Genomic DNA, 12,890 nt, shown 5'->3' with positions numbered 1-12,890 from the left:
CGTCAATCCGCTGGTGAAATACCAGCCAGTCATTCTTGCATAAGGTCGTTATGGCTCAAAGTAACCTTAGTTGAGATTTTCAGCAGAAGCCGCTATCAGGTCTGACCAGCGCGTCAGCGTTTGCAATTGATGAGATTAAAACGAAAATGGTTTCCACTATGTGAAAAGGAGAGACAATATGGCAACGCCTGTCCCCGCAAAGCGCGGTAAAAAACCCCGTGGCACCCCTGCCCCATCAGCGCCCGTGGGCGGTCAGGTTCAGTCACTGACCCGGGGATTAACGCTGTTGGCGTTAATCGCCAATTCACATGGCAGCGTAGCCCTGACCGAACTGGCACAACAGGCGGGCCTGCCTAATTCCACCACCCACCGCTTGCTGACCACGATGCAACAGCAGGGTTTCGTGCGGCAGGAAGGCGATTTGGGCTACTGGACCATTGGCGCACAGGCATTTGTCATCGGCAGCAGTTTTTTGCAGAGCCGGAACCTGCTGGCGTTGGTCCACCCGGTGCTACGCACGCTGATGGAACATTCCGGTGAAACAGTCAACCTGGCGGTGCTGGATCTTAGCGATTTTCAGGCCGTTATTATCGATCAGGTGCAGTGCACGCAACTGATGCGCATGTCCGCGCCGATCGGCGGTAAACTGCCGATGCATGCATCGGGAGCCGGTAAGGCTTTTCTGGCCCATCTCAGCGACGAACAGGTCACCGCGCTGCTGCATCAGAAAGGCTTACATTACTACACGCCAAAGACACTGATGTCGCCACAAAGCCTGAAAACGAACCTGGCCCAGATTCGCACGCGGGGGTTTTCTTTCGATGATGAAGAACATGCCCTCGGTTTGCGTTGTGTGGCTGCTCCCCTTTATGACGAACATGGCGAACCTTTCGCTGCACTTTCGATTTCAGGCCCTATCGCCCGCATGACTGACGATCGCATTACCGAACTGGGTGCGCTGGTCATCCGTGAAGCGCGTCAGGTGACGCTGGCCTACAGTGGTCGCTAAGTCACGGCTGACCGCCCGATAGCACTGGCGCAGCCGCCCTCATACGTTATAAACCCCGGTCTCTATCAGCAACAGCCTGTACCCGAGCCACCTGCGGGCTGGCCAGCGCCTCAAAAAGAGGCGCCAGCCGTCAGCGCCTTCCCGTCACCGCGCCTGTAACCCTTTATACACGGCATCGCGCAGCATGATCGGGAACTGACCATTGACCCCTTCCGGTGTCGTGTTTGTCATGGCGACCACGCACAATTCGTTTTTGCGATCGACGAACCAGGTGTGGCCGTAAGCACCACTCCACGAGAGCGTACCTGCTGACTGAGGCGATCTGGCCGCATCAGGGTCCACCAGCAATGCCCATCCCACGCCAAATCCCCATCCTGGCCCCTGGGTCGCATATTTCGCCGCCACCTGTTCCTGCGTCATATAGTCAAAACTGTCTTGTGAGATGAGTGGCGATCCCTGACGCCGGAGGGTTTCCAGCAATTGCATAAAGTCTGGTGCCGTCCCTGCCATGCCACCCCCACCGCAGGGCCAGGCGTCGGGTTTAAGAATACGATCAGGGCAGAAAATAGCGGCACCTTCACCGAAAGGTATCCGCTGGTTATCACTCATCGCCGTGGGCGCCGGACTGTCGTCGGTATACACCGTGGTTAAACGCTCCCTGTCCCTGACGCTAAACAGCGTATCTTTCATCCCGAGTGGGGTTGTTACGTGATGACTCACCAGCTCCGGTAAGCTTTTTCCCGTCGCCCGCACCATGATTTCGCCCAGGACATCAATGCCCAAAGAATAACGCCAGCCGGTTCCGGGCCTGAACTGTAACCGGGTGCCTGCAAGGCGCTGCAGATTCTCCTCGAGGGTCAATCCCGGTTGGTAATCGATCCCGTCAGACACATTCAGCGTGTGGTAAAGAGAATCCGCCGGAGCGGAATAGCGGTAGCGTAAACCGGAGGTGTGGCTCAGAAGGTGCCGCACCAGGATGGTCGCAGGCTGACCGTCTTCCAGACAGGGACGAAAATCGGGAAGCCAGCGGGTAATATCGTCATCAAGACGCATGTCGCCTTGTTCAATCAGGCGCATTGCCGTCAGGCTCACTATGGGCTTAGTCAGTGAGGCAAGGCGGAAAATGGCGTCCGGCGTCATGCTTTTCTTTTGCTCTCGGTCAGCCAGCCCTGCCGCCCGCTGATAAATTAATTCGCCCGCTTTTGCCACCATCACCGTGCACCCAACAACACGCTGTATATCTATTGCATAATCAATAGCCGCATCTATTGCGGCTTCAAGCTTCGCAGAGTATTTAACCAGTCCTGATGTAAAATAAAGCATTATCGATTCCTTGAATAAATTGGAAAAATGAAAGGCATTATCGTTATGCATTCTTTGCATTACGCATTAAATTCACTTTATATATATTTTATTAACCATCCTACTTAACAATCACTCCAAATAATAAACACACTAAATAACATCCGCCTGTCGCAAAAAACACCTCACTTATTTAATTGGTCAACCAAAAATTGAATTTAAGTCTAACTGATGGACATCCAGGGGATTTGTGATCAACCTCTTTTTTTTAAAAGAGCAGAGTGATTACTATTCCCTCGCACCACTTTTATAAAAACAGACTGATAAACAATAAAAACAAACTGACTTCTTATCTCTACCGCGCTTAATACTGGTCAACCAAAATAAACCAAACATTAATACACAGCTTGCTTTACTTATTTAAAACAGCCAGATCAGAAAATAATAAAAACAACAAAGGAGGATCATCATTTAAACAAAACTCCGATTAAACATAACTATTTATCTAATTAAAAACCAAACAGAAAATATTTCTTCATCTTCACGAACGCATAACCACCGGAAGATGTTTTATGACTGTCACACTGAGTTAATCAAGGGAAAACCATGATGACAACAACAATACCGCCACGCAGGAAGGTGGGGACGGGCACCGCAATAGGCTATGGCATTACCGATATTTTTGGCGGCGGCTCCATGGCGCTAATCGGTACATGGCTACTGTTTTTCTATACGACGTTTTGTGGACTTTCCATGCTGGAGGCGAGCTCGATTTTTGCTATTGCCCGCATCATTGACGCCATTCTCAGCCCAATAATGGGCTATATCACCGATAAATTTGGCAGCACCCGATTGGGTAAACGTTTTGGTCGACGCCGCTTCTTTCTGCTGATCAGCGCCCCGATGATGTTTATCTATGCGCTGGTCTGGGTCAGTGATATGGGCTACTGGTACTATCTTGGCACCTATCTCGCCGTCGAGTTACTGGTGGCTATGGTGCTGGTGCCCTGGGAAACCCTGGCGGCAGAGATGACCAATGATTTTGGTGAGCGAACCCGGATGGCGGCAGTCCGTCTGACGTTTTCGCAGGTGGGTGTGTTTCTCACCGCCTCAGTACCGGGCATTATGATCCAGTATTTGGGCCAGGATTCAGCGCTGACCTTTACCTATACCGGCATCCTGTTTTCAGGTCTGTTTTTTATTGTGGTGCTGATCACCTGGTACTGTACCTGGGAATCAAAAGATATGAATCCCGAAGCGTTTGAGCGGCTCAATTCTGGGCCGGGTATTGGGCTTTTAGCTCACCTGAAAAATATGTTCATCGAGCTGGCCACGACGTTCAAGATAAAAATATTCAGACAGCACCTGATTATCTATATTTCATCATTCACGGCACTGGATATTTTCATTGCGGTTTTTGTTTATTTCGTGGTTTATGGTCTGAACCTGGATGCGGCAAACGCATCCGCCTACCTTTCGATTGCCACCTCCGTTTCCATTCCCGCAACGCTGCTTTTTATGTTTATGCTGGACAAGCTGAATATCCGGCCCGCGCTTGCTATGCGTATTTCTTATCTGTGTGTTTTTGTTGTACTGGGCTATCTCATTTTGATGTATATCGGCCATAGCGCGGTTTCTTCATGGTGGCTGACCACACTGGTCTTTGTTCTGTTGGGCTTTGGTCGCGCGGGACTTTATTTTATCCCCTGGAATATTTACAGCTTTATTCCTGATGTGGATGAAATGGTCACGCGTCAGCGGCGTGAAGGTGTTTTTGCCGGTGTCATGACGCTGATGCGTAAAAGTACCGTCGCCATCGCCATTATGGCGGTCGGTACCGTACTGGAACACAGTAATTTCGTTAAAGGCCAGCTAATCCAGCCTGAAAGTGCTCTGAATGCGATTACCGGCCTGCTGGTCTTTGGCACCGGCGGTTTATTACTCATCAGCTTATATATGACCTTCAAATTTAAGCTCACCCGCGAAACACATCGGGTTCTGGTGAAAGAAATTGATCGTCTGAAGGCGGGCGGGAATAAAGCCGACTGTACACCCGAGACTAAAGTCGTGGTGAAGGCCCTGACCGGCTATGACTATGATCAGGTGTGGCAGCAGGAGAATAACGCGCGTCCTTAATTCAACCAGGCCTGTTTTACAGTGGGTTGCCCGTTACGCATGGCTTATCCAACCGGATAGCAGCCCACTCTGCCTTCGCCTGAATGTCATGAAAAAAATAATAAATACGCTATGGGTTCCTTTATGAAAACACACTTTTTTCGCTACATGGCTATCGCGTTGCTGCTTTGCCCCGCGCTGCCGTACGCCGCCGCCATTAATGACAATGAAGACAGTTTAAGAATTCGTTTAAAAAATGATTTTAGACGGGCAGATAAGCCCAGTGCTGGCACGGGGCGTGATATTTACGCCTGGGTACAAGGCGGACTTATTGACGTGAATACCCGCTACTACGCTGACTTTATCGGCGTTAGCGCAGGTGCGTACTATGTTTACAAGCTGGGCGCCAAAGACAGCTGGAGCACGCGCTACTATCTGGACGGGCACGACAGTTTTGGTGTGGCTATCGGCGCACTCAAACTTAAACCCGCTGATAATCTTTACTTAACCCTGGGCCGATTTGGGACTGACTATGGTTACGGTAGTTTGCCGTACCGCATCCCATTGATTGCCGATAATTCGTCGCGCACGATACAGACCCTTTCTGAAGGTGTGCTGGCCCGCTTTGAGGCAACAGAAAACCTGACGTTGTGGTCAATGTGGCGTAAGCGCGCCTTTTACTATGTTGATTCGGCTACCGGTATACGTGATGAAGGGGTGATTGACACCGCAACGGGCAACTATTATCCCCGTCGGGCGCGCACTTATCTGGCCGGTTCCTGGCACGATGCCTCTTCACGCTATTCGGTTGGTGCCTCTTACCAGCCAGATGTTTCAACGCAGATCCAAAGCATTTTCGAAAAAACCCACACCTTTGATGATAATCGCTCGCTGAAATGGGAGTTGATGGGGTTTTACGGTCAGGTTGAGGGAATGAGTAAACCCCTCAGCTACCATCATGACACCGCGCTGGTTTCAGGTCGTTTAACCTACTCGTTTGACAATGCGCGCCTGTTTGGCGCTATCGGTAAACTGACGCATGACATTGATGGTCGCATTATTTATACCGACATCGGTTATCCCGATTCACTGAGTATCGATCGCAATAAAGAAAACATGCTGTCGGTTCAGCTTGGCGGGCAATATTTCTTTAACCAGAACCTCGGTGTGATGCTGGGGCCGGTGATCACCCGAGGTTATGAAGACAAGCAGCGCCATACCAGGATCAAAGGGCTGGGGCTGATGGGCGGCGTGATGTACAACGTCACAGAGGGATCGTTCAAAGGACTCAACATGTATGTGGCGGCTGACCGCGCCAGAGAGAAACGGCCTGGCAGCGCACTGGGTGACACACTCTATTACTGGGATGTGAAAGCCGGCATACAATACGACTTTATGCTTAAGTGACCGTTTCCCCTTGCACGTCACAAAGATGTTTCAAAAGCGGCACTTGTTAGCGCCGCTTTTTAATGATTATTTAAATACTTGTTACGCAAAGAATAAATCCCCTACCCATCTGGTTGACCTGTTTATCCTGTCGTGCGTAGAACCCTGTTGCCGCAGGATTTAGGTGGTATAGTTTTTGCCGGTAGCGCGTGTCCGACAGGAGCATCATCATGAAATCTGCCTCTCAACAGAGGCCCTATCAGCAGGTGGCTGCAAAAATTCGGCAGCTTGTTCTGGAAACCCCTTACCGCTGTGGTCAGCGTTTGCCGCCAGAGCGCGAAATGGCTGAGAGGCTTGACGTCAGCCGGACCGTGGTGCGCGAAGCCTTAATTATGCTGGAAATAGAGGGGCTGATTGAAGTCAGACGCGGTGCGGGTATTTACGTCGTTGAGTCTCAAACGCCGCTGCACATGAACAATGTGAACACCGGCTTTTGCAATGATGCGGGCCCGTTTGAGCAGCTCCAGGCACGGCAGCTGCTGGAAAGTAATATCGCCGAGTTTGCTGCACTTCAGGCCACCCGCCAGGATATCATCAAGATGCGCCAGGCCCTGCTGTTAGAAGAGCGCGAACTGGTCTCCTGCTCGCTGGAAAACTCAGAGAGCGGTGACATGCATTTCCATCTTGCCATCGCCGAAGCGACGCATAACAGCATGCTGGTCGAACTGTTTCGTCAGTCATGGCAGTGGCGTGAAAATAATCCCATGTGGATTCAATTGCATAGCCACCTTGGTGATACGCTTTATCGCAAAGCATGGTTAGTGGATCACCGGCAAATTCTTGCTGCACTCATCAAAAAAGATGCTCGCGCTGCCAAGCGGGCAATGTGGCAACATCTGGAAAATGTTAAACAGCGCCTGCTGGAGTTTTCCAATGTGGATGACCTCGACTTTGATGGTTACCTGTTTGACTCATGGCCGCTGGCAAATACTGACGCCTGAACGCCTGTCACGGCAGGCACACCGGGCGGCAACGCGCTGCCGTAACGGATGCTGAAACGCTGAGCATGTTGCCAGGCCATCACATCCTCAATATGTCCCTGGGCGATACGCTGCTGTTGCGCGCGCCACCAGCCCGCCTCAAAAATTTCCGGATGCCGCTTTTGTAGCAGCGCACCTGTCGCTGGCTCGCTGCATAATGCATAACGGAAGGTTTCAGGAAAAACGTCATCCGGCCCCACGCTGTACCAGGGTTCTGCACAGAGTTCATCTTCTTCATAACGCGCCTGTGGCACATCGCGAAAAGTGAGTTCGTGCATAGGCCGGATTTCATCATAATCATAAAACACGACGCGCCCATGTCGGGTGATACCAAAATTTTTAAACAGCATATCGCCGGGGAAAATGTTGGCGGCAGCCAGCTGCTTGATCGCATTGCCGTACTCTTCAATGGCATGCTGGCGCTGGCTTTCACTGGCCTGCGCCAGATAGAGATTAAGCGGCTGCATACGGCGCTCCAGCCAGAGATGACTGATGATCAGGCGATCGCCTTCGATGCGTAGTTTCCCGGAAATGGTCTGTTGGAACTCCAGCAGCAGCGCCGGCGCAATGCGCGCGAGCGGCAGCGCAAACTGTTCGAAAGCCTGTGTATCGGCCATGCGTCCCACACGGTCATGCTCTTTGACCTGTTGATAGCAGGCCCTCACCTGCATTTCGGTGACCTCTTTTTGCGGGGCGAACCGATCTTTGATGACTTTAAATACCCGGTCAAAGCCCGGTAATGTGAAGACCAGCATCACCATGCCACGTATGCCCGGTGCAATCTCAAACGCGGCGTCGGATTGCGCCAGCGCCTGCAGATATTCACGGTAGCTTTCCGTCTTGCCATGCTTCTGGCAACCGATGGCCATGTAACGTTCTGCCAGCGTTTTCCCTGGCAATATGGGCTTGAGCCAGGCCACCAGCGCCGCAGGTAGCGGGGCGTAAACCATAAAATAGGCGCGGGCAAAGCCAAACACGATGCTGGCATCGTTCACGTCCGTCAGGCAAGTATCAATCCACAGCTCGCCCTTATCGCTACGTTGAATCGGCAACAGACAGGGGAAAATACCGTCTGGCAGATGCAGCCGGGCAACAATCCAGGCCGTTTTATTACGAAAAAACAGTTCACTGCAAACGTCCAGCCAGCCATTATCCAACTGTGATGCGGAAAATTGCTCATGCAAATGCCGTAAAATCCACGCTTCATCGCGCTCCCGATCCTGCCATGGCAACGTTAACGGCACGTCGCGCAGTACCTGATCGAGCAGCACTTGCCAGCCCTGATGTGGCAGATAGGTTCGCGCCAGCGGGCGCGCAGAGTGCGTGGGTGCCGAGGCCGGCTGTGAGCTGAAAATGAACAGACGTTCCGGCTGCAGCGCGTGATGTCCATGCAACCGGCAGTAAACCGAATTAAAGAAGCTCTCGGCAATTTCATAGCGCGGATAGTCAGGTAACAAGGTTTCATAATGGCTTTTGATCGCCAGCCAAAATGCATCGTCCCAGTGTGCCGCCCCGTTCAGTGCCCGTAGCTGATCGGCGACCAGAGCTACGTGATGATCATAAAGATGAATACGCGCCTTCATCGCCTGCTGTACCGCTTGCCATTCGGCCTGTTCAAAACGCTGTTGTGCGCCCGCAGTAATGTCGAGAAAACGGCCATACTGCGCGTCGAACCCCTGCAGAATGGTATGCGCAATCAGTGATTCGCGTGGCGGCATGATTCCCTCCTGAAAAAGCCCGCCCGTTAATACCGGGCGGGAAAGACACAGACTCAACTCAAAACTGGTGTTCCTCGGTGGAGCCTGTCAGGGCCGTCACCGACGACTTACCGCCCTGAATCGTAGTGGTCACCCGATCGAAATAGCCGGTACCAACCTCTTGCTGATGCGAGGAGAAGCTGTAACCCCGTTCGCGGGCAGCAAACTCCGGCTGCTGTACTTTTTCCACATAGTGACGCATGCCTTCGCCCTGGGCGTAAGCGTGCGCAAGATCGAACATGTTGAACCACATGCTGTGAATACCGGCCAGCGTAATGAACTGGAAGCGATAACCCATGTCACTGAGCGCCTGCTGAAAAGCTGCGATGGTTTTATCATCGAGATTCTTTTTCCAGTTAAACGAGGGCGAACAGTTGTAAGCCAGTAGCTTGCCTGGATAGCGGGCGTGGATAGCATCGGCAAAACGCTGGGCCATTGCCAAATCTGGCGTGGCGGTTTCGCACCACAAGACATCGGCATAAGGGGCATAAGCCAGCCCCCGGCTTATGGCCTGCTCAATACCGGCGTTGGTACGGAAAAAACCTTCCGCCGTGCGGTCGCCGCGGATAAACGGCCGATCGTATTCATCACAGTCAGAGGTAATCAGATCGGCGGCATCCGCATCGGTGCGCGCCAGCAGAATAGTGGGCACGCCCATCACATCGGCGGCCAGGCGCGCCGCCACCAGTTTCTGCACGGCTTCCTGGGTTGGCACCAACACCTTTCCGCCCATATGGCCGCATTTCTTCACGGCCGCCAGTTGGTCCTCAAAGTGCACGGCCGCCGCGCCTGCGCTGATCATTGACTTCATCAACTCAAACGCATTCAGCACGCCACCAAAACCGGCTTCTGCATCGGCCACGATGGGCAGAAAATAGTCGACAAAGCGGCTGTCCCCCGGTTCGATACCGTTGGCCCACTGAATCTGGTCGGCACGCTGGAACGTCTGGTTAATGCGGGTGACCACCTCAGGCACAGAGTTAACCGGATAGAGCGACTGATCGGGATACATCTGCCCTGCCACGTTGGCATCGGCAGCGACCTGCCAGCCAGAGAGGTATATCGCTTCTATACCGGCTTTTGCCTGTTGCAACGCCTGACCGCCTGTGAGTGCCCCCAGACTGTTGATATAGCCTTTTCTGGCATCACCGTTGAGCAGCGACCAGAGTTTCACCGCCCCGCGCTCTGCCAGAGTGCAGGCTGGCAGAACCGAACCGCGTAGATTAACGACTTCTTCTGCGCTGTAGGGGCGGGTAATGCCCTGCCAGCGCGTGTCCTGCCAGTATTTTTCGAGTTGCTGGATGTGTTGAGTACGTGTCATGGCAACGGCTCCTTGAGTCAGGGAAGCAGGCGGTAGCCTGGCAGAGTAAGAAAAGAAACCAGTTCGTCCTGGGTTGTGATCTGCGCCATCAAGCGTGCCGCTTCCTCATAACGACCTGAACTGAAAGACTTATCACCCAGATGCATCTGTAACGTTTGCAACTCATCATTCAGTAGCTGCTGAAACAGTTCCGCCGTCACTGGCTGTCCATCCTGCAGGGATTTATGGTGGCGTATCCATTGCCAGATAGAGGTACGGGCAATTTCTGCGGTTGCGGCATCTTCCATCAGGCCATCAATGGGGACACAACCATTGCCGCTAATCCAGGCTTCCAGATACTGCAACGCCACCCGAATATTGGCGCGCATGCCCGCTTCCGTTCGATAGCCTTCACAGGGTGCCAGAAGCTGTTCAGCCGTTATCGGACTGTCATCCTGCCGCAGAATGTTGAGCTGATTGGGGCGTTCACCCAGTACATGGTTGAACACTGACATCGCCGTGTCTGCCAGGCCGGGATGCGCGATCCAGGTGCCGTCATGTCCGTTGTTGGCTTCACGCTGTTTATCTTCTGTAACGCGCTGCAGTACCCATTCATTTCGCGCGCTGTCTTTGCTGGGAATGAGCGCTGACATGCCGCCCATGGCGAAAGCGCCACGTCGATGACAGGTTCGGATCAGTAATCGTGAGTAAGCATCCAGAAATGGCTGAGCCATGGTTACAGACTGGCGATCGGGCAGAACCCGATCCGCATGTTCGCGCAGCGTTTTGATATAGCTGAAAATATAATCCCAGCGGCCGCAGTTCAGTCCCACGATATGATCCCGCAGATTCCACAGGATCTCATCCATCTGGAAAACAGCCGGTAGCGTTTCGATCAACACGGTGGCTTTGATGGTACCGCGCGCCAGATCAAAACGATCCTCGGCAAAGCTGAAAATGTCCCGCCACCACGCCACCTCCTGCCAGCTCTCGGTTTTTGGCAGGTAAAAATAGGGGCCACTGCCTTTTGCCAGTAAGGCTTTGACGTTATGAAAAAAGTAGAGTGCGAAGTCAAACAGACCGCCGGGAATCGCATTGCCCTGCCAGCTAACATGTTTTTCAGACAGATGCAGGCCACGAACCCGACACATCAATACCGCAGGATCGGCTCGTAGCTGATAGATTTTGCCGTTATCGCTGGTATAACGCAGCGTGCCGGCAACGGCTTCGCGTAGGGTTTGCTGCCCATCAACCAGTTTTTCCCAGGTGGGTGCCAGGGAGTCCTCAAAATCTGCCATAAACACGTTTACGTTGGCATTCAGGGCGTTAATCACCATTTTGCGATCGGGCGGGCCGGTGATCTCCACTCGACGATCCTGTAAATCGGTCGGGATGCCGCGGATGGCCCATTCACGATCCCTTATGGAAACAGTTTCCATATCGAAACCCGGTAGCTGGCCGGAATCATACTGCTTCTGCCTTACCTGACGTGCGGTTAACAGCGCCTCACGCTGTGGCGCAAAACGCGTCACCAGCGCCTGTAAGAAAGCGATGGCATCTGCGGTAAGCAGCTGTTTTTCAGCATCATTAAAGGGCTTGCTGAACAGTAATTCACTGTTGATAACGGAGTCTGTCATGTTTGCTCTCTCCTGTTTTCAGGCGGATCAAAACGGGTGATCCGCATATAGGGTAATTATTGAGCTACAGGATCAGAGCATATTCATTTTAATTTTAAAATCAAAAACTATTTCCATTTTTAATAAAAAAACAGCTTATCATCATGATTAATAAATGATTTATTTTATTTTTTAACAGGTAATACTTTTCACTAAAGTTTTACAGACGAAAAAAAACCGTGCTGCCAGCGGCTAACACGGTTCAGTTGTGGCTAAAAAAGAATTATTCCAGCGTGGGATTCATATGGCGCAGATCAAACGGCGTAATCTGGTAGACGTAATAATTCAGCCAGTTTGAAAACAGCAGGTTTCCATGGCTACGCCAGGTGGCGCGCGGTGTAAGCTGGGGATTATCCTGTGGGAAATAGTTATAGGGTACTTCAGGATTCAGCCCGGCTTCATAGTCGCGTTGAAACTCTCCCGCCAGCGTCAGTGCATCGTACTCCGGGTGCCCGGTCACAAACGCCAGCCTTTTGTCTTTGCTCGCCATAAGGTAGGCACCGGTTTGTTCCGATTCAGCAAATAATTCGAGGTCAGTGTAATCCGTGATTAACTGGGTAGGGAAATCGGCATAACGGGAATGAGGCGCCAGAAAATTATCATCAAAACCCCGGGTCAGTAATGAGTGGGGATGCAGTATCTGATGTTCAAAGACGCCTGCCAGTTTAGTCTGCCGGGTTTGTTTAGGAATGCCGTATAAAATGTTTAATGCCGCCTGCACCGCCCAACAGACAAACAGGGTTGAGGTGACATGGTTTTTAGCCCATTCCAGAACCTGTTTTATCTGCGGCCAGTACGCCACATCGTTAAATTCGACCAGCCCGAGCGGCGCACCTGTAACGATTAAGCCGTCGTAGTTATCGTGCTGGATATCGTTAAAGTTACAGTAGAAATTGTTGAGATGATCGCTGGGTGTATTGCGCGATTCCCGGCTGTCGATACGCAGCAGTTGAATATCAATCTGTAACGGAGAGTTTGAGAGCAACCGCAGAAACTGATTTTCAGTCTCAATTTTTTTCGGCATCAGATTAAGAACCAGCACTTTAAGCGGACGGATCTCCTGAACACTGGCACGTGACGACGTCATCACGAAGACGTTTTCGTTACGTAAAAAATTTACTGCCGGTAATTCATCGGGGACCCTGATTGGCATGGCTTAATCACCTCTCATAACCATATATACGTTTAGACATCCAGACAGCCAAAGATAACCAGTTAAACGCTAAATGTCGAGCCTGCATATCGACAGGTGAAAAAGTTTCAAGGCGCGGGGAGGCCTTCCCTTCAGCACAGGGTTTGAGGCGA

The 12,890-nt window shown here is 51.9% G+C and carries 9 protein-coding genes; 4 read left to right on the top strand and 5 right to left on the bottom strand.

Translation table 11 applies throughout. The features are described 5' to 3' along the window. Positions 1-178: 178 nt before the first annotated feature. On the top strand, positions 179-1,009 hold the full coding sequence (gene iclR / locus A6A26_RS06430) for a glyoxylate bypass operon transcriptional repressor IclR (RefSeq protein ID WP_063877967.1): 831 nt from the start codon (positions 179-181) through the stop codon (positions 1,007-1,009). A 144-nt stretch (positions 1,010-1,153) separates the two neighbouring features. On the opposite strand, the gene A6A26_RS06425 is transcribed toward iclR, so the two are convergent. After that, on the bottom strand, positions 1,154-2,332 hold the full coding sequence (locus tag A6A26_RS06425) for a serine hydrolase domain-containing protein (protein ID WP_063877966.1): 1,179 nt from the start codon (positions 2,330-2,332) through the stop codon (positions 1,154-1,156). Between the two features lie 585 nt (positions 2,333-2,917). Here A6A26_RS06425 and A6A26_RS06420 point away from each other — a divergent pair. The 3 genes from A6A26_RS06420 to uxuR all read left to right on the top strand — a co-directional run bounded on the left by A6A26_RS06420 (position 2,918) and on the right by uxuR (position 6,813). Continuing rightward, positions 2,918-4,447, top strand: coding sequence for an MFS transporter (locus tag A6A26_RS06420; protein ID WP_063877965.1), 1,530 nt, complete (start codon positions 2,918-2,920; stop codon positions 4,445-4,447). 123 nt (positions 4,448-4,570) lie between these two features. Then, complete coding sequence (gene uidC, locus A6A26_RS06415) at positions 4,571-5,833, top strand: glucuronide uptake porin UidC (RefSeq protein ID WP_063877964.1); 1,263 nt, start codon at positions 4,571-4,573, stop codon at positions 5,831-5,833. Positions 5,834-6,042: 209 nt separating this feature from the next. Then, entirely contained in the window at positions 6,043-6,813 is a 771-nt protein-coding gene (gene uxuR / locus A6A26_RS06410) for a Uxu operon transcriptional regulator (protein WP_063877963.1), read from the top strand. Here the strand turns inward: uxuR and aceK are convergent. From aceK to metA, 4 genes are all read right to left on the bottom strand, one after another. Further along, positions 6,771-8,570, bottom strand: coding sequence for a bifunctional isocitrate dehydrogenase kinase/phosphatase (aceK, locus tag A6A26_RS06405; RefSeq protein ID WP_063877962.1), 1,800 nt, complete (start codon positions 8,568-8,570; stop codon positions 6,771-6,773). The genes uxuR and aceK overlap by 43 nt on opposite strands. Positions 8,571-8,628: 58 nt before the next feature. Then, positions 8,629-9,930 (bottom strand): isocitrate lyase, encoded by a 1,302-nt coding sequence (gene aceA, locus A6A26_RS06400; protein ID WP_063877961.1) that lies wholly within the window; start codon positions 9,928-9,930, stop codon positions 8,629-8,631. A gap of 17 nt (positions 9,931-9,947) precedes the next feature. Further along, positions 9,948-11,546, bottom strand: coding sequence for a malate synthase A (gene aceB, locus A6A26_RS06395; protein WP_063877960.1), 1,599 nt, complete (start codon positions 11,544-11,546; stop codon positions 9,948-9,950). A gap of 262 nt (positions 11,547-11,808) precedes the next feature. Continuing rightward, on the bottom strand, positions 11,809-12,738 hold the full coding sequence (gene metA / locus A6A26_RS06390; protein WP_063877959.1) for a homoserine O-acetyltransferase MetA: 930 nt from the start codon (positions 12,736-12,738) through the stop codon (positions 11,809-11,811). Positions 12,739-12,890 lie beyond the last annotated feature (152 nt).

This window comes from Pantoea sp. OXWO6B1, assembly GCF_001641135.1.
Lineage (GTDB): Bacteria > Pseudomonadota > Gammaproteobacteria > Enterobacterales > Enterobacteriaceae > Pantoea > Pantoea allii.
Note: the sequence above shows the minus strand (reverse complement) of the source record. Positions and strands in the feature narration are given on the sequence as shown.

Excerpts from the sequence above, each read along its gene's own strand:
- uxuR (WP_063877963.1), top strand. The coding sequence starts at position 6,043 with ATGAAATCTGCCTCTCAACAGAGGCCCTATCAGCAGGTGGCTGCAAAA.
- uidC (WP_063877964.1), top strand. The coding sequence starts at position 4,571 with ATGAAAACACACTTTTTTCGCTACATGGCTATCGCGTTGCTGCTTTGC.
- aceB (WP_063877960.1), bottom strand. The coding sequence starts at position 11,546 with ATGACAGACTCCGTTATCAACAGTGAATTACTGTTCAGCAAGCCCTTT.
- aceK (WP_063877962.1), bottom strand. The coding sequence starts at position 8,570 with ATGCCGCCACGCGAATCACTGATTGCGCATACCATTCTGCAGGGGTTC.
- A6A26_RS06420 (WP_063877965.1), top strand. The coding sequence starts at position 2,918 with ATGATGACAACAACAATACCGCCACGCAGGAAGGTGGGGACGGGCACC.
- A6A26_RS06425 (WP_063877966.1), bottom strand. The coding sequence starts at position 2,332 with ATGCTTTATTTTACATCAGGACTGGTTAAATACTCTGCGAAGCTTGAA.
- metA (WP_063877959.1), bottom strand. The coding sequence starts at position 12,738 with ATGCCAATCAGGGTCCCCGATGAATTACCGGCAGTAAATTTTTTACGT.
- iclR (WP_063877967.1), top strand. The coding sequence starts at position 179 with ATGGCAACGCCTGTCCCCGCAAAGCGCGGTAAAAAACCCCGTGGCACC.
- aceA (WP_063877961.1), bottom strand. The coding sequence starts at position 9,930 with ATGACACGTACTCAACACATCCAGCAACTCGAAAAATACTGGCAGGAC.